17 protein-coding genes are annotated in these 20,775 nt (G+C 62.2%); 5 read left to right on the forward strand and 12 right to left on the reverse strand.

All coding sequences use genetic code 11. From position 1 onward, the window contains the following. Window positions 1-72: 72 nt before the first annotated feature. From DEM27_RS30550 to DEM27_RS30605, 12 genes are all read right to left on the reverse strand, one after another. Complete coding sequence (locus tag DEM27_RS30550) at window positions 73-2,280, reverse strand: nitric oxide reductase activation protein NorD (RefSeq protein WP_109462023.1); 2,208 nt, start codon at window positions 2,278-2,280, stop codon at window positions 73-75. Window positions 2,281-2,287: 7 nt separating this feature from the next. After that, window positions 2,288-3,100: a CbbQ/NirQ/NorQ/GpvN family protein gene (locus tag DEM27_RS30555; protein ID WP_109462024.1), complete on the reverse strand. Its 813-nt coding sequence runs from the start codon at window positions 3,098-3,100 to the stop codon at window positions 2,288-2,290. Window positions 3,101-3,145: 45 nt separating this feature from the next. Then, window positions 3,146-4,165: an alpha/beta fold hydrolase gene (locus DEM27_RS30560; RefSeq protein WP_109462025.1), complete on the reverse strand. Its 1,020-nt coding sequence runs from the start codon at window positions 4,163-4,165 to the stop codon at window positions 3,146-3,148. A 58-nt stretch (window positions 4,166-4,223) separates the two neighbouring features. After that, entirely contained in the window at window positions 4,224-5,555 is a 1,332-nt protein-coding gene (locus tag DEM27_RS30565; protein WP_109462026.1) for a purine-cytosine permease family protein, read from the reverse strand. Between the two features lie 68 nt (window positions 5,556-5,623). Next, a complete protein-coding gene (locus DEM27_RS30570) occupies window positions 5,624-6,658 on the reverse strand; it encodes an aliphatic amidase (protein ID WP_109462027.1) in 1,035 nt (344 codons plus the stop codon). An 11-nt stretch (window positions 6,659-6,669) separates the two neighbouring features. Next, entirely contained in the window at window positions 6,670-7,365 is a 696-nt protein-coding gene (gene urtE, locus DEM27_RS30575; protein ID WP_109462028.1) for an urea ABC transporter ATP-binding subunit UrtE, read from the reverse strand. Continuing rightward, the gene (urtD, locus tag DEM27_RS30580; protein WP_109462029.1) at window positions 7,358-8,122 is read right to left on the reverse strand and encodes an urea ABC transporter ATP-binding protein UrtD; all 765 of its coding nucleotides are present in this window, start codon (window positions 8,120-8,122) and stop codon (window positions 7,358-7,360) included. Before urtD ends, urtE begins: the two co-directional genes overlap by 8 nt. Then, window positions 8,119-9,246, reverse strand: coding sequence for an urea ABC transporter permease subunit UrtC (gene urtC, locus DEM27_RS30585; RefSeq protein WP_109462030.1), 1,128 nt, complete (start codon window positions 9,244-9,246; stop codon window positions 8,119-8,121). The genes urtD and urtC overlap by 4 nt, the downstream gene beginning before the upstream one ends. 27 nt (window positions 9,247-9,273) lie before the next feature. Further along, window positions 9,274-10,143, reverse strand: coding sequence for an urea ABC transporter permease subunit UrtB (gene urtB / locus DEM27_RS30590; protein WP_109462031.1), 870 nt, complete (start codon window positions 10,141-10,143; stop codon window positions 9,274-9,276). A gap of 65 nt (window positions 10,144-10,208) precedes the next feature. Beyond that, window positions 10,209-11,456, reverse strand: coding sequence for a transporter substrate-binding domain-containing protein (locus tag DEM27_RS30595; protein ID WP_109462032.1), 1,248 nt, complete (start codon window positions 11,454-11,456; stop codon window positions 10,209-10,211). 281 nt (window positions 11,457-11,737) lie between these two features. Further along, window positions 11,738-12,442, reverse strand: a complete 705-nt coding sequence (locus tag DEM27_RS30600) for an ANTAR domain-containing response regulator (RefSeq protein ID WP_109462033.1) — start codon at window positions 12,440-12,442, stop codon at window positions 11,738-11,740. Further along, window positions 12,443-13,594 (reverse strand): transporter substrate-binding domain-containing protein, encoded by a 1,152-nt coding sequence (locus tag DEM27_RS30605; protein WP_109462034.1) that lies wholly within the window; start codon window positions 13,592-13,594, stop codon window positions 12,443-12,445. Between the two features lie 621 nt (window positions 13,595-14,215). Between DEM27_RS30605 and DEM27_RS30610 the strand changes: the two genes are divergently transcribed. From DEM27_RS30610 to DEM27_RS30630, 5 genes are all read left to right on the forward strand, one after another. Beyond that, window positions 14,216-15,745 (forward strand): ABC transporter substrate-binding protein, encoded by a 1,530-nt coding sequence (locus DEM27_RS30610; protein ID WP_205908992.1) that lies wholly within the window; start codon window positions 14,216-14,218, stop codon window positions 15,743-15,745. Between the two features lie 68 nt (window positions 15,746-15,813). After that, complete coding sequence (locus DEM27_RS30615) at window positions 15,814-16,803, forward strand: ABC transporter permease (RefSeq protein WP_109462036.1); 990 nt, start codon at window positions 15,814-15,816, stop codon at window positions 16,801-16,803. 8 nt (window positions 16,804-16,811) lie between these two features. Further along, the gene (locus DEM27_RS30620; protein ID WP_109462037.1) at window positions 16,812-17,723 is read left to right on the forward strand and encodes an ABC transporter permease; all 912 of its coding nucleotides are present in this window, start codon (window positions 16,812-16,814) and stop codon (window positions 17,721-17,723) included. Further along, a complete protein-coding gene (locus tag DEM27_RS30625; RefSeq protein ID WP_109462038.1) occupies window positions 17,723-19,591 on the forward strand; it encodes a dipeptide ABC transporter ATP-binding protein in 1,869 nt (622 codons plus the stop codon). Before DEM27_RS30620 ends, DEM27_RS30625 begins: the two co-directional genes overlap by 1 nt. Continuing rightward, window positions 19,588-20,766, forward strand: coding sequence for an amidohydrolase (locus DEM27_RS30630; protein WP_109462039.1), 1,179 nt, complete (start codon window positions 19,588-19,590; stop codon window positions 20,764-20,766). The genes DEM27_RS30625 and DEM27_RS30630 overlap by 4 nt, the downstream gene beginning before the upstream one ends. The last annotated feature ends 9 nt before the right edge of the window (window positions 20,767-20,775 follow it).

The following is a 20,775-nucleotide window of genomic DNA, read 5'->3' on the forward strand; positions in this document are numbered from 1 at the left end:
CGGTCCACATGTGAAATTACACAATCTTGACGGACGCTATCTTAAGCCACGTTCGCTTGGTCAATCAGCAATCTAGGAACGTAGTTTCATGTAAACCGCGGGCAGCAGTTTATCGAGCCGATCAATCGAATTGATCGATATCGCGCCGCGCGGGCCGAAAATGCGCGAAGCATAGGATTCCGCTTCGGAATCCAGGGCAACGCAGAAAGTATCGATTCCATCCCGGCCAAGTTCATGCACGGCCATGCGCGCGTCTTCCACCAGGTAGTGCCGATCATCGACATCGACATCCGATGGTTCGCCATCGGTGACGATGAGCAACAGCCTGCGGTGGCTGCGCTGTCGGCGAAGGTCATTGGCGGCATGACGGATGACAGCACCGAGACGGGTCGAGTATTCTCCTGCGATCCCCGCGAGACGAGCGAAAGCGAAGCCATCGAGAGAGTGGCTAAAATCCTTGATGCGCGTATAGCGCACATCCTCCCGCCCGTTGGAGCAGAACGCGGCGATAGCGAAGGGGTCGCCGACAGCCGACATCGCCCGGCCGAGCAACGCCGTCGAAAGCCGCTCCATCTCCAGTACGGAGCTTTCCGAACCGTGTACGCTCTCCGCTGTAGAACGCGATGCATCGATCAGCACGAGCACGGACATGTCGCGAGAGCGGCGTTCGTAGCGGCCGTAAATGCGGGTATCCGGCACTTCCCCCGTACGGCGTGCGATCATCGCCGCAATGCTGGCGTCCATGTCGAGGAATTCGCCTTCGGTCTGGCCACGAACGCGCTGCTGGCGGCTGATCCGCGATGCCCTGATGAGCGCCGAGAGCCGGTCGACGAGGTCGGACCGTACCTCGCTCAAAGCCGTCGCACTGCGGGCCGAGCCGATCTGACCCGGCATCTCGCGCACGCGGCACCAGTCGGGCCGGTAGCGGCCGATCACGTGATCGTACTCGGGATAACGCGCGACGAGCAGGCCATCGTCGTCGCGCGCCTCGCTCAGCCGGCCGGTCGCCGTCTCGCCGTCATCACCCTCCTCGCGACGTCCGTCGTCGCCGGCGTGCTGTTCGATCCGCGCCCCTTCCAGCATGGCCTCGATTTCAATCGGCGCCTGGCTCTCGTCCGCATCGAAATCCCAGATCCCCATACTGTCGTCACGATAGGCCGGCTGGACGATATAGGCCTTGGCATCGAACTGCAGGCGCATCTGGCCGATGTCATTGCCGAGCAGCCCGCCGATCCGCCGGCTGAGTTGCTGGTCCCCGATATTATCGGCAATGGCCTCAGCGAACAATGTCCGCCCTTTTTCCACCCAGCCATGCGGATCAGCATAGTCAGGCTGCGCCAACGCTCGCGACAGACGCGCCATCAGCGCGATCGCGATTGGCGGGCCGTCCGGCCGGGCGACGTGAAAGCGGCGCCAGAGCGACGCCAGACCGGGCATCGTCCGGGCAGCGAGCGTTTCGATGCGCGCATCCTCGACAAGAGAAACCAGGGCGATCTGCAGCGGTTTCAGGCCTACGGCAGCGAACTTTGTCCGCGTAAAACGGTGATGCGCACCGATATGAGCAACGGCAGCGCGGTAGAGAAGTTTTGCTTCGTCTGCCTCGAAGCCGGCAAAGACGGCCGGCAGCCGTACCCCGCCGCCGCCGAAACCGGGCCTGCGCCGCATCTGCTCCGGCGCGTCCGGCGGTGCCTCGGCGATCGGCGGCGCGATGCCCCAGAGGGCGCTGAGGTAGAGCCCGAGACCATGACGCCATTCAGCAAGCCCGCCATCCGCAGAACGGCCCTCGACGAGACGGATCGCCTCCCCACTTTCCAAGGCGAAGAAGGCACGCCGACGATCCACGTTGCCACCGCTGAGATGAAGGCCCATGCGGACGAAGGCAATGAAATCCGCCGCATGCAGCGCCGTCACGAGCCGGCCGGTGTTTTCCAGGAGCGGCAGGGCTGCCTCCGGCGCACGGCGGGCAACATCCTCCACAGCCGCCGCCCAGGCACGCATCGCCGTCGCGTCGAAACGGCGTGCGGCGAGAAGCGCCGCCTGCGGGACCAGGCTGGCGGCGAGCCTGCCCGAACGGATCGCAACCATGGAGATCGCGGATGCGAGCTCTACCGCGAAGGCCGGGCCGGCATGCATGGCAAGGCTCGGCCCGGCGCGGCGATAGGCGCTCGCGACGAGATCGCCATAACCGGCATGATCGATGCGGCCATGTGCAGCACTCCAGCGCTCCCGCCATTCCGGTGGAAATCCTTCGAATGCGTTCAGGGTTGCGGCCTCCTGCATGACAGCCTCAAATGCAGGCGGCGATCGCGCCGGTCAGCGCCTCGCGCAGGTCCGGGTCGTCAGTGATCGGCACGACAATGGCGACCTGGCAAGCCGCCTCGATGGCGATGCCGGCGGCGATCAGCAAGCCGGAATTGATGAGCATGCGGGTTGAAGCTCCCTCCTCCAGCCCCTGTCCCTTGAGGTTGCGCGAGCGCTCCGCAATGCGCACCAGCGTCTCTGCCGTGCGCGGGTCGATGTTCGCCTCCCGGGCGACGATCTGTGCCTCGATTGCAGGCGCAGGATAGCCGAAGGCGATCGCACCGAAGCGCTGCTTGGTCGATTCCTTCAGATCCTTGAGGACGCTCTGATAGCCTGGGTTGTAGGAAATGACGACGTGAAAATCCGGATGCGCCCGCACCACCTCGTTCTTCTTCTCAAGCGGGAGGATGCGACGATCGTCCGTCAGGGAATGGATGACGACGGTCGTGTCCTGCCGCGCTTCCACGATCTCGTCGAGATAGCAGATTGCCCCTTCGCGTACCGCAAGCGTCAGCGGCCCGTCGTGCCAGACCGTGCCGTTCGTATCGAGCAGATAACGCCCCACAAGATCAGAAGCAGTCATGTCTTCGTGGCAAGAGACGGTGATCAGCGGCTTGCCCAGCCGCCAGGCCATGTGCTCGACGAAGCGCGTCTTGCCGCAGCCAGTCGGCCCTTTCAGCATGACGGGCATGCGGCTCTTGTGAGCGGCTTCGAACAGCGTGATCTCGCTTTCGACAGGCCGATAGAATGGTTCGCTGGAAATGCGATAGGCATCCAGATTCGTCACGATAGACCTCATGGAGTTGGCGCCGCGATGCTCCCGGCCATCGCGGCGCTGGGGAATTCAGGACGCCAGCAGTTCCTTCAGCTTGTCGTCCAGGAACTTGACATCGACCGGATTGGTCCCCGGCCCCCCGGCAAAATGTCCCCAGATGGAAGGAATCGGCACATAGGTCGCGTTCGGCATGTGCGCGACCTCGTTCTGGCTGTCCTCCGGCGGAAAATAGAGGTCGGTTCCGCCCGGCATGACATAGGCCTTGGCCTTGATCGCACCGAGCGCTGCCTTGTAGTCGCCGTTGTAAAGCTCGTTTGCGGAGATATCGCCGTTCTGCCAGGTCCAGAGCATCGCCAGCAGGTTGTTCGGGTCCTTTGGCAGAAAGAAGCCTTCCCAGAAGGAGACGAGAAAATCCTCGAGCGAGGCGTAGCCAAGTGTCTTCAGGTCAAGCTCCTCTCGGTAGAAAGATTGCGAAAAACCCCAGCCGGCATAGACGCGGGCAGCCGCACGCAAGCCCTTGTGCGGCTTTTCACTGTACCAGCCGTCCTGAAAGGCCCCATCTGCCGTCAGCGCCGCCTTCACGCCTTCGAGGAAAACGAAATTGTGACGCGCGCATTTCGCCGAACCGCAGAAGGGCGCAAGAAGGTCCATCATATCAGGGTACATCGCACCCCAATGGAATGTCTGGAGGCCACCCATGGACCAGCCCGTCACCATGCGCAGATGCGAAATCCCGAAATGCTCGGTCACCAGCCGGTGCTGGGCGCGGACATTGTCATAGGCCGTCACCTTCGGGAAACGGGCAGCATTGTACGGCTCCGGCGTATTGCTCGGCGAGGAGGACAGACCATTGCCGAACATGTTTGGAATGATGATGCAATATTTGTCGGGGTCGAGCGCCATGCCGCGACCAACCAGCCATTCGTTGTCATAGTGCTGGCCTGAATACCAGGTCGGGTAGAGGATGGCATTGTCCCTGGTGGCGTTGAGGGTGCCGAAAAGCTTGTAGGCGAGCTTGGCATCGCGCAGGATCGCACCATTCTGCAGGGCGAAATCGCCGAGGTCGAAGATTTCGTAGTCGAGCGTCATTCTCTGTTTCCTTGATTGAAAATGGATGTTCGGGGCGCGCCGAAGCGCGCCTCCGGTTTCAGACCGATGCGCCTGCAGCAGCGCGCCGATTCCTGAGCGAGGAGAGCGCAAGGTGGGCGATGCCGGCGACAATGCCGGCGCTGATGGCCGTCGAGAGTTGCGGGACATAGAACTCGACGAGGAAACCGACCGCCGAGCCAAGCGCCCAGGAAAGGAAGGGCATCGAGCGCCATTCCTTCTCGGCTGCATCCCCACGCCTGACGAGGTAAGCCTCGACCAGCAGGATCATGCCGATGGGCGGGACCACGATGCCAAGCAGCGAAAGCCACTGGATGAAGAAGGCCCAGACATTGCCCGCAGCAATCACGATGCCGAGGATGCCGAGCACAACGGCGAGCAGCCGCATCTTGGAGCCGAGGATGCGTGACCAGCCCGTTGCAGCGTTGTAGAGGCAATGCGAGCAGACCGAGCCGAGATTGATGTAGAGGAACAGGAAAGCGAGCGCGCTCAGCCAACCGATCTGCAACTTGTTCATGTAGCCGAACATGTTGTCCGCTCCGAAGGGGTTGGCGTCGGGTACGGCGAGCGCCGCCGTCAGGATCCCGCCGACCAGCATGGCGACGAGGTTGGAGGCGGGAAAGGCCGAGAATGTCGCAATGAGGGAATGGCTGCCGGTCTTTGCCCAGCGATTGAAGTCGGCCGTAACGGTGCCCGCATCGATGAAAAGCGCGATGACGACCGTCAGCCCGACCCCCATGGACATGGTGGCGACGCCGTTGTTGCCGGCATAGTTCCAGATTGCGTCGAAGGTCGTGGTCGAGGCCGAATGCATCACCACGAAGAGGCCCAGCACGAAGAACAGCGGCACCGAGACGAGGCCGATCAGATGCAGGCCACGCACGCCGATGAAAGTGATGCAGATATAGAGCAGGCCTGCCACGATGGTCATGGCGACGTAGTTCATATCGTAAGTGCTGGCGATGAGTGCGCCGGTAATGCCGGTCTGCACCGCGAACCAGCCGAGCAGAAGCGTGGAAAGCAGGCCGGAGGCGAGCGCATAACCCTTCGTGCCGAAGACCCCGGAGGCGATCAGCGCGAAGTTTCTGCCGCTCCTCGTCGCAGACAGGCCGAGCGCGCCGACATAGGCGAACATGATCAGGTTCCCGAGAACCATCGCAACGAAAGCGCGGGAAAAGCCCATGCCGAGCACAAGGATCGACCCAGTCATCGAGCCGGTGATGATCGCCGGAAACCCGGCCCAGACCGTCACCATGGAAAACAGGCTGTGCCGGGCCGAAAGCGGCACCGGCGAATGTTCATATTCCTCGCCGAGCACATGGTCGGCATCGAGCGGCGACAGATCGCCGGGTCCTGTAGAGTGTGTAGACATGTTTTTCCCCTCATGTCTGTTTGTTGAAGAGGGCCACCCGGCTTCGAGACCGGATGGCCCGATTGGCATCAGCGGTGGGTGGTGGCGTGCGGAATGCCGTCGATCGGGCATTCGTCCGTGCCGACCGTGCCGCGGGTCATGGCCTCGACCATCTCGCGCGTCCCGTCCGGATCGTTCACCCACTTGGAGTAGAAGTTGTACGGGCAGGCCGCGACGCCGCGGTCGCCATCACCGGAATTGATCGTGCCGGTGTAGCCACGGTGCAGAAGCTTGAAGAGGTGGTTCTGCGATTGGCCGTTGCGGCGGGCGTCGCGGATGGCCGAGACCGAGAGCTGGGCATACTGGATGCCGTTTTCCTCTGTGCCACATTCGCCGAGCGTGCGCCCGTCGAAGCCGACGATCGCCGAATGGCCGAAGTAGGAGTAGACACCATCGAAGCCGGCGGCATTGGCAACCGCCACATAGACGTTGTTCGCCCAGGCCATCGACTTGGAGATCTGCACCTGCTGCTCCTTGGCCGGATACATGTAGCCCTGGCAGCGGATGATGAGTTCGGCGCCGCGCATGGCGCAATCGCGCCAGATTTCCGGATAATTGCCGTCGTCGCAGATGATGAGGCTGATCTTCAGGCCCTTCGGTCCCTCGGAGACATAGGTGCAGTCGCCGGGATACCAGCCTTCGATCGGCACCCAGGGCATGATCTTGCGGTATTTCTGGACGATCTCGCCCTTGTTGTTCATGAGGATGAGCGTGTTGTAGGGCGCCTTGTGCGGGTGCTCCTCGTGACGCTCGCCCGTCAGCGAGAACACGCCCCAGACATTGGCCTTGCGGCAGGCCTCGGCGAAGATTGCCGTCTCTTCGCCCGGAATCTGCGAGGCGGTCTCGTACATCTCCTTGGAATCGTACATGATCCCGTGGGTCGAATATTCAGGGAAGATGACCAGATCCATGCCCGGCAGGCCGATCTTCATGCCCTCCACCATGGCGGCGATCTTGCGGGCATTTTCCAGCACTTCGGTTTTGGTGTGCAGCCGCGGCATCTTGTAGTTCACGACAGCAACGCCGACGGTATCTTTGCTGCTGCTGATGTCACCATGGTACATTTCAAGTCTCCTTAGACGACGAGATGGCTTTGGATGAGGTCATCGCTGAGCGCGCCGATGTCGTCTGACAGGGCCACGCTTCCGCGATTGAGGATCGCGAAACGGTGCGAGGCCCGCCGCGCGAATTTGATGTTCTGTTCAACGAGGATCACTGCGAGGCCGTGCTTGCGGTTGAGGTCGATCAGCACGTCCTCGATCTGCTCGACGATGTTGGGCTGGATGCCCTCGGTCGGCTCATCGAGGAGCAGGATCTTCGGTTCGGACAGGAGGGCGCGCGCAATGGCGAGCTGCTGCTGCTGGCCGCCGGAAAGATTGCCGCCGCGCCGGCCAAGAAACTCCTTGAGGATCGGGAACAGCTCGAAGATATGGTCGGGGATGGTGCGCGCCGGCTTTTCCGCCGCGAAGGTACCGAGCAGCAGGTTTTCGCGCACGGTGAAATTTGGCAGGATTCCGCGCCCCTGCGGCACATAGCCAAGCCCGGCGCGCGCCCTCGCATGCGTGGGCAGAGAATTGATCTCCGCACCGTCGAGCCGGATCGAGCCGGTGCAGCGGGACATCAGGCCGAGGATGGTGCGCAGCAGTGTCGTCTTGCCGACCCCGTTTCGGCCAAGCACCGTCAGGAACTCTCCCTCCCGCACCGAGAGCGAGACGGACTGCAGGGCGCGACTGCGGCCATAGAAGCCGTCGACGTCGGAAAGCTCAAGCATGGCCGATGCCTCCCGAACCGAGATAGGCCTCGCGGACCTTTGCATCCTCCGAAATCTCGTCGGCGGTACCCTGCGCCAGCAGTTTGCCCTGGTGCATGACCGAAATCGTCTCGGCGATGTCGCGCACGAAGCCCATGTCATGCTCGACGACGATCAGGGTGTGCTTGCCGCGCAACCGGTTGAAGAGCTCGGCGGTCATGTTTGTCTCGTGCGCCGTCATGCCGGCCGTCGGCTCGTCCATGAGGATGAGGGCGGGGTCCTGGGCGAGGATCAGCGCGATTTCCAGCCATTGCGTCTGGCCGTGAGAAAGCTGCGCCGCCTGGGTTTCCAGCTGATCTTCCAGTCCGACGAGAACGGCGAGGCGTTCCAGTCGTTCGGTGTCTGCGCCCCCGGAGAAGCGGAACAGGTTGCGCCAGACGCCCGGATCGCGCGAGCAGCCGATCTCTAGGTTTTCCCGGACGGTCAGCTCGCGGAAGACGCTCGGCACCTGGAATTTGCGGCCGATACCGGCGCGCGCGATGCCGAACTCCTTTAGGGTATGTATCGGTGCACCCCGGAAGGCGATTTCACCGGCAGTGATGCGGGACTTGCCGCAGATGAGGTCGAGCGTCGTGGACTTGCCGGCACCGTTCGGCCCGATCAGGCAGCGCAGTTCGCCCGATGCCACCTCGAAATCGAGCCGGTCGACCGCGATGAAGCCTGAAAAGGCGACGGTCACCTGCTTGAGGGCAAGCAGCTGTTCGCGTGCGGCCGTCATAGCGCACCTCCGAGATGGGGCTGGGATTTGGATGGTTGTTCGGTGGCATGGCGGGCGCCGCCCGTGCGTTCCGTCTTAGGGAAACGGCGCGCAAGGGCTTCGAAGGCGCCCGCCAACCCCTTCGGCATGAACAGCACGATGAGGACAAAGAGGCCGCCCATGACGAGAGTCCAGGTTTCGAGGAAAGCCTCCGATTCCGACAAGGCCCCCTGCACGCCGGTCACGAACACCGCGCCCAGCATGGCGCCGATGAGGCTCTGCCGGCCGCCGACTGCAACCCAGATCACGATGGAGAGGCTGAGTGGCACGCCGAGGAAGGTCGGCGAGGCGAACTCCATGACGATCGTGTAGAGCATGCCCGCAAGGCCGGCGATGGCGGCCGACAGCGCGAAGACGAAGGTCTTGTAGAGCGCGACGTCGTAGCCGAAGAAGCGCACCCGCTCCTCCTGATCACGCACCGCCTGAAGAATGAGACCGGTCTTGCTGCGCGATACGGCAAGCGCGAGGAACAGCGTGACGGTGAGGCAGGTTGCGATGAGATAGTAGGTCGAGGCGGAATAGGCATCGAAGGTCAGGCCGAAAACATCGAACTGCGCGAGGTCGGTGATGCCGTTGAATCCACCGGTATAGCTTTGCTGGTCGATGATGATGAGGTTGACCACCACCATGGCGGCGAGCGTGATGATCGCCGCATAAACACCGGCAATGCGGCCGCCAAACATGAACCAGCCAAGCAGCGCGGCCAAGAGCGCGGGAACCAGGATACCGGCAAGCAGCGCGACAGGCATGGAATGGAACGGCACCCAGATCCACGGCAGCTCCGTCACATTGTTCCAGACCATGAAGTCGGGAAGGCCGTCGCTGCCGGTGTGGATCGGCACGGTCTTGAGCTTCAGGAACATGGCCATGCAGTAGGAGCCGATGCCGAAAGTCATCGCCTGACCGAGATTCAGGATGCCGGCGTACCCCCAGGATAGGCTGAGCGCGACCGCGAGCATGCCGAAGATCAGGTAGTGCGCATACTTGTTAAGCAGGTAGGCATCATCGACCAAAAGGGGGACGAGCAGGATCGCCAGGCAGACGACGCCGTAGAGAAGGATTTGGCGGGAGACTTTTCCAGACAAGGCAGAACCTCTCGTTGGAACGGACGGTCAGGCGCGGACACGCAGGGCAAACAGACCCTGCGGCCGGAACCGGATGATGATGACGATGGCGATGAGGACGAGCGCCTTGGCGATCGTGTCGTTGCTGTAGTAGGCGAGAAGCCCGGAGGCCTCGCCGAGCACGGCGGAACTCGCAAGAGTGCCGACAAGGCTTTGCACGCCGCCGAGCACGACGACCATGAAGGCATCGACGACATAGGTCGTTCCCATTTCCGGCGACACGCTCTTCAAGGGCGAGATCAGCGCGCCGGCAAGCCCCGCAATGCCGGCTCCATAAGCAAAGGTCAGCCTGTAGGCACGGGCGGAATTGATGCCGAAGCTCGAGGCGATGGCGCGGTTCTGGGTGATGGCGCGAAGCTTGAGGCCGAAGGACGTGTACCGGTAGATGCACCAGGTCAGCACGAAGAGGCCGAGGGCCACGCCGAGCACGAAAAGCCGATAGGTGGAGTCCGTCGCGCCGAGGATCCTGACACTGCCGGAAAGCGACGGCGGCATCTGGACGTAGCGCAGCTCACCGCCGGCAGTCAGGCGGACGATCTGCTGCGTCATCACGCCAAGCCCCCAGGTCGCCAGGATCGTGTCGAGCGGCCTATCGTAGAGATGACGGATCACCGCGACCTCGATCAGCCAGCCGAGCGCGGCGATTGCCGCGAATACCACGGCGAGACTCGTGATCAGGCTCCAGCCGAACTCGGTCTGCAACAGCCAGGCGCAATAGGCGCCAAGCATCACGAACTCGCCATGGGCGAGGTTGATGACACCGGTTACCCCATAGATGATCGCGAGCCCGAGAGCCACGAGAAGCAGGATCGACGACAGGCTGAGGCCTGTCAGAATTTGCGAAACGACGAAGTCCATCGGCACCTTCTCCGCAGGTTGGACCGGTGACCGTCCGGAAGACGGCCACCGGCTGCTTGGGGGGATCAGACCTGCTTGAGGCCCTCGGCGGTGCACTTCTGGTTGGGATAGGCGCTGTACGGATTGGGCTCGAGCCAGTCGGCCGATTGCGTCAGGATCTCGAACTGCCCGTCCGCCTTGCATTGCCCGATCTTCGGGCGCAGCCAGCAATGTAGGTTCTCCGGCTCGACCTTCACGAGGCCCTGCGGCGCCTTGTATTCCTCGCTCTTCACAGCCTCGCGGATGGTAAGCGGGCCAATGTCGCCCGCCGCGAGCTTGGCGACCGCCTGCTTGAACAGGTGGACCTGGAAGTAGGCGGCTTCCGACACAAAATGCGTGACCTTGTCGCCGCCCCAGCGGGAACGATACGCCTCGACGAAGCGCTGGTTCTCGGGGGAATCGAAGACCATGAAGTAAGGCGCCGACGTGAAGTGGCCCGCAGCGGCATCACCACCCATGGCCGCGACTTCGTTCTCCGATGTGGTGAGGCTGGCCATCGGCATGGTCGCAGGGTCGAGACCGGCTGCACGATACTGCCGATGCAGCGCCACCACGGAATCGCCGACCACCGTCGAGAAGATGACGTTGGGCTTCTCCGAGCGGAACTTGTTGATGACGGAAGAGAATTCCGAATGGCCGAGCGGCACATATTCCTCGGCGATCACCTCCACGCCAAGCCCCTCAAGCAGCTTTTTGCAGTAGTTGTTCTCTTCCTTCGGATAGATGTAGTTCGAGCCGATCAGATACCAGCGCTTGCCGAACTTCTCGACGAGCCAAGGGATGAAATCATCCTGCTGCTGGTTGGGTACGGCGCCGGTATAAATGACGTTCTTGGAGCACTCGCGCCCCTCGTAGAGCGTCGGATACCAGAACAGGTTTTCCTGTTTCTCGAAGACCGGCAGCACCGCCTTGCGGCTTGCCGACGTATAGGCGCCGAAGACAGAAACACAGCGGTCGCTGAGCACCAGCTTGCGGGCCTTTTCGGCGAAGGTCGCCGGATCTGATGCCGGGTCTTCCACAACAGGCGTGATCTTCAGCCCGTTGATGCCGCCATTGGCGTTGATTTCCTCGATCGCCATCAGCGTCGCCTTGTTGAGCGACTCCTCGATGATCGCCGTCGTGCCTGTCAGGGAGAAAAGCACGCCGACCTTGATCTCACCGTCCTGCGCAAAGGCCAGCGAGGAGTTCTTCGACCAGATGTGGGGGAAGCCGACCAGCGATGCCGTACCCGCAGCTGCCCCGATTTTCAAAAATTCGCGCCTGTTCTTGTTCACCCTCTGTCTCCATCAAAAAACAAAGGCCCCGAAGCGCTCCGCCGGAATGGCAGATCGTTTCGGGGCCTCTTCGCCTCTGGATTTGTTTGCGGCGTCCTCGCCGCGGGGATGCGCTTTCGTCTGCGCAGGTCCGGATGCAACGCGGATGCGCGCTTTCACCGGATGATGTGCGTCAGGCCATGTAGAAAAACAAAAAACCCCACGTTCCGCTCTCAGCGAACCCGCGGGGTTTCGTCACCCTTTATGTGCGCAGCGTCTTTGCCGCGGACAATTTCAAAATGCTAACTGAGAAGTTCATGCGAGTCAATCACCGCTGCAGCGATGGCACCGATGGTCACGCGCTTTTCCATCGCCTGCTTGCGCAGGAAGTTGTAGGCCTCTTCTTCGCTCAGGTTTTTCAAGCGGATAAGCAGCGCCTTCGCCCGCTCGACGACCCGCATGGTGCGCAGATTCTCGTCGAGCTTGTCGATCCGCCCGCGAAGGCGCCGCTCATACTGGAAATGCTCACGCGCCATCATCAGCGCCGACTGGATCATCCGCGCCGTCGCCGGATAATGCAGCATGCCGTGCGCCGCGCAGTTGTGCACGAGCTTCAGGTTGAGCGGCGCCTTGCCGTCATCCACGAGGATAAGCGCCGAGGACGGTTCCCCCGGCACCCAGGGTATGCGCTGGGGAAGATCGTCCGACAGCAGGCAGAAGATCGCGTCGTACTGCAAGGGTATCTGCGCCGGCTTCGGCCAGATGTGCCGTACGGCTACGCGCTGACGCTGCAGCTCCCGGATCAGGAACTCGCCATTGTCGTCCCGCTCGACGATGACGGCGACAGTGAATTCGGCCGGCAGGCCGGTCGCCCGCGGGCGTTCCTCCGCGGCCGCGCGGCTTTCCGTTTTTTGAGTGCCGATCCATCGGTCCTGTCCATAGTCGGCCCTCGACATCTCAGGCATCTTTTCCTCCCGCGCGGGACGACGCGTTCCTGTTCCCTGCATTCAGCAATTCTCCAGACAACGACCATAACCGATGAGATAGGGATCGGCCTTCACGCTCGTCTGCGACTGGAAGACGATGTCGAACTGGCCCTGCCGGTTTGCCCGACCGATGCGGGTCCACACGTCCGCATGTCCCCAGACGGGATTGATCGACACACTTCCCTGTGGCGCCTCGAACTCCGCACCCATGACGAAGGTTCGCAACTGCCTGGTGTCAAGGGAGTTGGTCTCTTCCAATGTCCGCGCGAAAAGGTTGACCTGAAAATACGATGCTTCGAGGCACATGTTGGTCGGTTCGTCGCCGCCGTATCGCTTCTGGTAATGGTTGACGAAGCTGTTGTTGCACGCCGTCTCGATGCCCTGGAAGTACGCCGCCGCCGTGTAATGCCCTTCGCCAACGTCATAGCCCATTGCGCGGATCTCCGCCTCCGTCGTGGTCAGGCTGGCGATCGGCACGGTTTTCGGGTTGAGGCCGAGATCATGATAGGCCTGATAGAGGAAGGTGGTGGATTCGCCGACGACCGTGGAAAAGATGACGTCCGGCTGCGCCTGTTTGATCTCGCGCACGAGCGGCACGAATTCGCTCCGATCAGCCTCGAGACGCAGGTATCGCTCACCAACGACCGTGCCGCCATTGTTGCGCACCAGTTCCCGCATCACGCGGTTGGATTCGCGCGGATAGACATAGTCCGATCCGACGAAGAAGAAGCGGTTGCCGAACTGGCTCATCAGCGCCTTGCAAAGCTGCACGGAATTCTGGTTCGGCGTCGCACCGGTATAGATCACGTTCGGCGAGAATTCGAAACCCTCGTAAAGTGTCGGATACCAAAGAAGGCCGCCCAGTCGCTCGACGACCGGCAGGACCGCCTTGCGGCTTGCCGAGGTATAGCAGCCAAAGATCGTGCTGACGCCGTCCTCGACCATCAAACGCTTGGCATATTGTCCGTAGGAACGGATTTCCGAGCCCGGATCGTAGACGATCGGCTCGATCCGGCGGCCGTTGACGCCGCCCCGGTCGTTGATTTCATCGATGGCGATCAGCGTGCCGCGTAGCTGCGTTTCCTCGATGACCGACATGAATCCGGTCTTGGAGAACAGCACTCCGACGCGCCATGGCGCAGACGTCCGCTGGTTTCGGTTGAGAGCTCCCATTGTCTCGTTTCATCCTGTATTTGATCCCCTTTTTTGATCGGCTTGCGCTGGTGAGGTCTTTTCGCCTCATCGCTTCAGCTTGCCGAGGTGCCGTCCGTCCGCGTTCCGCCGGATGCGCCTGTTTTCTTTCTCCCGCCAGAAAACAAAAAACCTCCCAGCCTCGGAACGATGCGAGGCACAGGAGGCGACATTGCGCTCAGAAGTCTGGCGGCAACCTTGCCGCCCGTCACCGGATTGACGTCCCGTTACGATAAGATCGGGAAATGGGGAATGTCAACATGCGGTGCTTCGAGCCGTTATGTCGTCGCCGTGTCGCCCGCTGTCCGCCACAACACGCCGCAAATGCCGGTTGAGAGCGTGAAATCCACTCGCGGATTTGCCGACCACGCTCCCTTGTCGGGAGTCGCTTAGAGAAATTACACCACATTCACATTCAAGTCACTTGAACATAATTGCGATTGTGTTTACAAAAATCACGGAAGCAAGCGGAACCAAAAGAAATCCGCCTTCCACGAGGGGCACCAATTTCATTAACACTTTCCGGCCGAGAGCCGGCGCCCCTTTGCGTGCTTTTCGCCAACCAGAGGGAATCTGATCGTGACGATAAACCGACGTGAATTCATGAAGGCGACCGCCCTCGGCGTCGCCGCGCTTTCGTTGCCAAGCATTGCCAGCCGAGCCATGGCCGCATCCGGCTCGCTCATCTTCGCGGCAGCAGGCACCGTAACGAGCAGCTGGGACCCGACCTCGCACACGGTCGCCCCGCAGATTACCGCCGAGGGATTCCTCTTCGGCCACCTGACCAAATGCCCGATGAGCGAGGCCAACCCGGGTGAGATTCTGCCGGATCTCGCAACTGAATGGTCCGTCATCGACGAGCACACGCTGGAATACAAGCTGCGACAGGGCGTCACCTTCCACGATGGCAAGCCCTTCACCGCAGCAGACGTGAAGGCAACCTACGAATACGCCTCCAACCCCGACCGTCCCGCCTCCGCCTGGTATCCGGGACGCGTGGATGTCGAAGTCGTCGACGACTACACCGTGCGGCTGAACACCAAACAATATGGCTATCCGGCCATCAACTTCTGGTACGTTTCAAGCTTCCTGCCGATCCTGTCGGCCGCCGACGTCGCCAATCCCGACACGCTCAAGCAGAAGCCGAACGGCACCGGCCCGTTCAGATATGTCGAAACCGTCGGCGACCAGATCAAATTTGCCGCCTTCGACAAATTCCACGAAGGCAAGCCGTCGATCGAGGAGATCGTCTGGGCCTATGTGCCGGACGCCAATACCCGTGTCCTCGGCCTCCTCAACGGCCAGTATCACCTCACCGAGCGCCTGGAGCCTGAGCAGTATCTCTCCCTCCACAAGGAGGCGGGCCTCAAGACGGACCGCTCACTTTCCAGCGAGAACAAGTATCTCCACTTCCGTTGCAACAAGCCGCCCTTCGACGACCCACGCATCCGGCTGGCAGTCTGCCACGCCATCGACCGAGCACAGGTCCTTGCCGTCGTCGGCGAAGCTGGCCAGGCGTCCAACTGCCATGTCTCACCGGTGAAGTTCGGCTTTACCGACGTGAAGGACTATCCGGAATACGACCCGGAAAAGACGCAGGCGCTTCTTGCCGAAGCCGGCTTCCCGAATGGGCAGGGCCTGCCCGAAATCGAATACATCACGTCGGTCGGCTTCTATCCGAAGACCCGCGAATACGGCGAGCTCATCACCGCCATGCTGCAGGAGCAGGGCTTCCCGATAAAGCTCACGACGCTGGAACCCGCGGCTTGGGAAGAACAACTCTATCGCCGCGCCGACGGCCAGGGTCCGGGCCATATCATCGACGTCGGCTGGATCACTGGCTCACCCGAACCGGACCTCGTTCTGCGGCCGAACTACCACTCGAAGTTCGCGCTCATCAACGGCGTCAATGATCCCGAGATCGATGCGTCCCTCGACAAGGAGCACGGCGCGACCTCCACGGAGGAGCGCCTGAAGATCCTGCAGGAAGAGACCTTGCCGCTCATCGCCGGGAAGGCGCCGAGCATTTCGCTGTTCTCCTCGGTCTTCCTGCGCGCGATGAGTGCGAAACTCGACGGCGTCACGTTCTACCCGAACGGGCCGATCGATCTGTCCAAGGCGACGCTGTCCTAGACCGTCTGCGGGCGATGCGCGGGCATCGCATCGCCCGCTCTCGCTCCCGTATCGCCGGATACCCACCTATGGCTTTTGCACTGGAATTCTTCTTGCGGCGTATCAGTCAGGGCGTTCTCATCGTCCTGGCCGTCGCCTTCGTCATTTTCGCGCTGCTGCGCATCGCCCCGGGCGATCCGATCCGTATCATCCTCGGCCCTATGGCAACGCCGAGCGCCATGGAGGAGACAGCCGAACGCTTCGGGCTGCGTGATCCCATCCCGGTGCAGTTCCTGCGCTATCTCGGCGATATCGCCAAGGGTGACTTCGGCAATTCCTTCATCCGCGGTAAGCAGGGCGGCACCACAGGTGGCTCCCAGGATGCCGCCGGCTCCCCACCCGTCGAGCGGGCCGCGGTCATCGAGCTGATCGCGAAGGCCTTGCCCTATACACTGCTGCTCGCGGCCTGCGGCTTCCTGCTTGCCTGCCTCGTCTCGATACCGCTCGGTATAATGGCGGGGGTGAGAAACAACGGCTGGCCGCAGAAGGTCGCCCTTTACCTCTCCTCCCTGCTCGTCTCGCTGCCCAATGTCTGGGTCGGCATCGTCCTCATCTACCTGCTCTCGGCCCGTACGGGCTGGCTGCCCGCCATCGGTTATCGGCATATAGGCTATGTGATCATCCCCGCGATCGTCGTCGCGATAGAGCTTGCGCCGGTAATGATCCGTTCTATCTCGGTGGCCGTTGCGACGAATGTGCAGGACCCGTTCTACGAGATCGGCCAGGTGCGCGGTCTCAGCGCAAGGGCCATGCTTTTCCGGCATGTGCTGCGCAACGCAGCCGTTCCCCTGCTCAACAGCTTCGGCGCGCAGATGATCGGCATGCTGCTCGGCGGCCTCTTCGTCGTCGAATACATCTTCAGCTTCCCGGGTATCGGCCTTTTGACGATCAACGCGGTCTTCCAGCGCGACTTCCCTGTCATCCAGACGGTCGCGATCTTCGCGAGCACCGTGCTCGTCTTCATCAACATCGCCGTCGATTTTGCCTCGACGACGATTGACCGGCGCCTGAAGTTCTGAGGGAAATCATGGCCATCATATCCTCAATCCCGCAGTCCAGTGCCCCGGCTCGAAGCCAGAGCGTCAATGCCCGCATCCTGCGTCTTGCCTGGCGATCTCCTGAAATGAAGGTGGCGAGCGCCCTCTTCCTGGCGCTTTGCCTGCTGACGCTGTTCGGCCCTTTCATCATCGACGCGTCGGCGACGAAGATCTCCGTCGCCGACAAGTTCCTGCCGCCCATCTTCATGGACGGCGGCAGGCTCCCCTATTTCCTCGGAACCGACCAGCTCGGCCGCGACCTCCTGCTCCGCTCGCTGGTCGGCCTGCGCAACGCCTTCCTGATCGGCGTCGTCAGCGTCATCCTCATGTTCGCGCTCGGCTGCGCCATCGGCATCTTCTCCGGCTATCGCGGCGGCTGGACGGATGTCGTCCTGATGCGCATCACCGATATCCAGATGTCCATCCCGGTCATCATCCTTGCCATCACCATCCTCGGCATGTCGCGGCCGAACCCGTTCACCATCGTTGCGGTGCTCGTCCTCTCCGGCTGGCCCATCTATGCCCGCGTCGCACGCAGCGTGACGCTTGCCGAGCGGCAGAAAGAATATGTGCGCGCCGCACGCATCATTGGTGCCTCGGACCTGCGCATCATGATTCGGCACATTGCCCCATCCATCCTGCCACCCATCGCCTTCGTCGCGGTCCTGGACGTGGCCCGCATGATGATCTTCGAGGCGATCTTCGGTTTCATCGGCATCGGCATCCAGCCGCCGACGCCAACCTTCGGCACGATCATCTCCGGCGGTACGCAGTACCTGCTGAATGCGTGGTGGATCACCATCGTACCCGGCTGCCTGCTGGCGCTTTCGCTGGGTAGCCTGAACCTCATCGGCGGCGTTCTGGAGAGAAGCCGGAACCTCGTTCTACAGGGAGCAGCGTGATGGGAACGGAACCTCTCCTGACAGTCGAAAACCTCAGCATCTGCCTCGGCACGGGGGACGGCGCGCGCGCGCTGCTTTCGAACATCACCTTCGCGGTGAAACCCAAATCCGTTCTCGGCATCATCGGTGAAAGCGGCTCGGGCAAGACACTCCTCTCGCGCGCCCTGGTGAACTGGGTGCGTGCGCCGCTCCAGGTGACTGCCGGCAAGGTAATCTATCAAGGTCTTGACCTACTTGCCTTGCCGGAGACGCAAATGGCCCGCCTGCGCGGTCGCGAGATCGCCTATATCGGAGCCAACCCGACCACCGCGCTCGACCCGACCGTACCGGTGGGCCACCAGATCGAGGAGAAACTGCGGACCATCGAGCCGGGCCTGTCCGGCCAGGAAGCAAGGAAGCGCGTCATTGCGATGCTCGATGCCGTGCGCATTCCTTCTGCCCGCTCCCGCTTCGACGAATATCCCTTCCAGTTCTCGGGCGGCATGATGCAGCGGGCGATGATCGTCGATGCGCTGATCTCCAACCCGAAGCTGCTGGTCGCCGACAACATCACCCAGCCGCTGGACGTAACCGTCGCCGCTCAAATCCTCCGCCTGCTACGCGACCTGCAGCGGGACTTCGGTACCTCCATTGTCTTCGTCTCCTCCTCGTTCGGCACCATCGTCGATATCGCTGACGAGGTCGTTGTTCTCGACAAGGGAAAGATCGTGGAGGCGCAGGATACCGGCAGGATCCAGAAGAGCCCGGACCATCCTTATACAAGGGAGCTGCTCGCCAAGGTCCCGCGTCTCTGGCATGGCGTGAGTGGCGTGCCGCAGGTCCATGTCGAGCCCGTCGTCCTCAGCGTGCGTGACGTCGCCAAGACCTACGAGGTGAAGGATCGCGCCTCCTTGTTCAAGAAGAACCGCGTGCAGGCGGTCCGCGGTGTATCCTTCGAGGTTCGCCGCGGCGAAAGCCTTGGACTCATCGGTGAATCCGGTTGCGGCAAATCCACCCTGTCGCGCCTCCTTTCCTCGCTCGAGCCGCCGGATCGCGGCGCGATCGAGGTGAACGGTGTCGATGTCGCCACCCTGCACGGCGATGCCCTGCTTTCGATGCGCCGCCGGTTCCAGCTCCTCCTGCAGGACCCCTACAATTCCATCCCGTCGCATGTTTCCATCGGCACGACCATCGCCGAGCCGCTGCGCATCCACCGGCTCGCCTCCGGGAACGGTTTGAGGGAGCGTGTTTGCGCCGTGATGCAGGAAGTCGGGCTCTCGCCCGACCTCTACGACGCCCTGCCTGTCGGCCTCAGCGCCGGGCAGCGGCAGCGTGTCAACATCGCGCGGGCAATGGTTCTCGAACCGAGCGTGCTGATTCTCGATGAGACACTGTCCGCACTCGATCAGGTCGAGCAGGCCAAGCTCCTCGACCTCTTCGACAATCTCCAGCGCAAACACGGCATCACTTACCTCTACATCTCCCACGACCTTGCCATGGTGCGGCGCGCCTGCGCGCGGATCGCGGTCATGTATCTCGGCAAGATCGTCGAGATCGGGGATAACGAGACAATCTTCGATGAGCCCGCCCATCCCTATACACGTACGCTTCTGAGCTCGGTGAGCACAGTCGAGGCAAAACCATTCCTGCCGAAGGATTACCTGCTCGAAGGCGAGCCGCCCGATCCGATCCATATCCCCGAAGGCTGCTCTTTCCGCAGCCGCTGTCCCTTCGTCATCGAAACCTGTCGGAGCGTCGAGCCGCCGCTATCGACCAGAGCCGGCACAAGTGCAGCCGCGTGCCATCTCGGCCTGGAGCGCCTACCGATGCCTTCTGTCATGACGCCAGGGCGCCCCGGATCGGATTTGAAACAAATGGACAGCCTATGACCTCCTTCCTCGAACGGGCGCCGGCATTCTTCGACGAGCGCGCAGCCATCCACCGCGCCTGGCGGCACCATCTTCACCGGAACCCGGAAATTGCCTTCGAGGAACGGGACACGGCCGCCTTTCTGGCGGCACGTCTCGATGAGATGGGGCTGCAGACCCGGCAGGGTTTCGCTGGAACCGGCGTGGTGGCAAGCCTGCACGGAAAGGGATCGGGGCCGAAAATAGGCTTTCGCGCGGATATGGACGCCCTGCCATTGAACGAGCAGTCGTCCCTGCCCTACCGCTCCACCCGCGCCGGTGCCACCCATGCCTGTGGGCATGACGGGCATATGGCCATGCTGCTCGCCGCTGCCGACTACCTCTCCCGGCAGGAGGATTTCGCCGGTACGCTGCATTTCATCTTCCAACCGGCCGAGGAGGCGGCAGGCGGCGGCAGGGCGATAGTCGAGGACGGGCTTTTCGACCATGCGCAATGCGACCTCGTGTTCGGCCTGCACAACTGGCCCTCGATCGAAGCGGGCAGGATCGCGGTGCAGCCGGGGCCGATGATGGCGGCCATGGATCTCTTCACGATTACGATCACCGGGAACGGCGTACACGCGGCCCTGCCGCATCTCGGCACCGATACGATCGTGGCGGCGGGCGCCCTGACGCAGGCCTTGCAGGCCATCGTCAGCCGTTCCATCGACCCGCACCAGCAGCTCGTGCTTTCGATCACCCAGATCCACGGCGGTCATTCCCTGAACGCACTGCCTGACAATGTCGAGATGCGCGGGACGCTGCGCTATTTCGATCCCGACGTCGCACGCACGGCACACAGGCGGATGCACGAGATCATCGAGGGTATCGCCCGCACCCATGCGGTCGAAATCGCTCTCGATCTCAGGTCGCAGTATCCCGTGACGGCGAACGACCCCGACGCCGCCGGCATCATGCTGAATGCTGCAGAACTGGTGCCGGCTGGCGGCGTGGCAATCACGCAGTTCCTGCCGAGCATGGCCTCCGAAGATTTCGCCTTCATGCTCGCCGCGCGCAAGGGCGCCTATGCCTGGATCGGCAACGGCCGCTCGACGGCGCTGCACAACCCGGAATTCGACTTCAACGACGAGATTCTGCCGCTTGGCGCGCAATACTGGGTCGCCTTGGCGCAGGCCTGCCAGAAACACCCCGCATAACGACCTGAC

This window comes from Rhizobium album, from assembly GCF_003122325.1.
GTDB classification, from domain to species: Bacteria; Pseudomonadota; Alphaproteobacteria; order Rhizobiales; family Rhizobiaceae; genus Metarhizobium; species Metarhizobium album.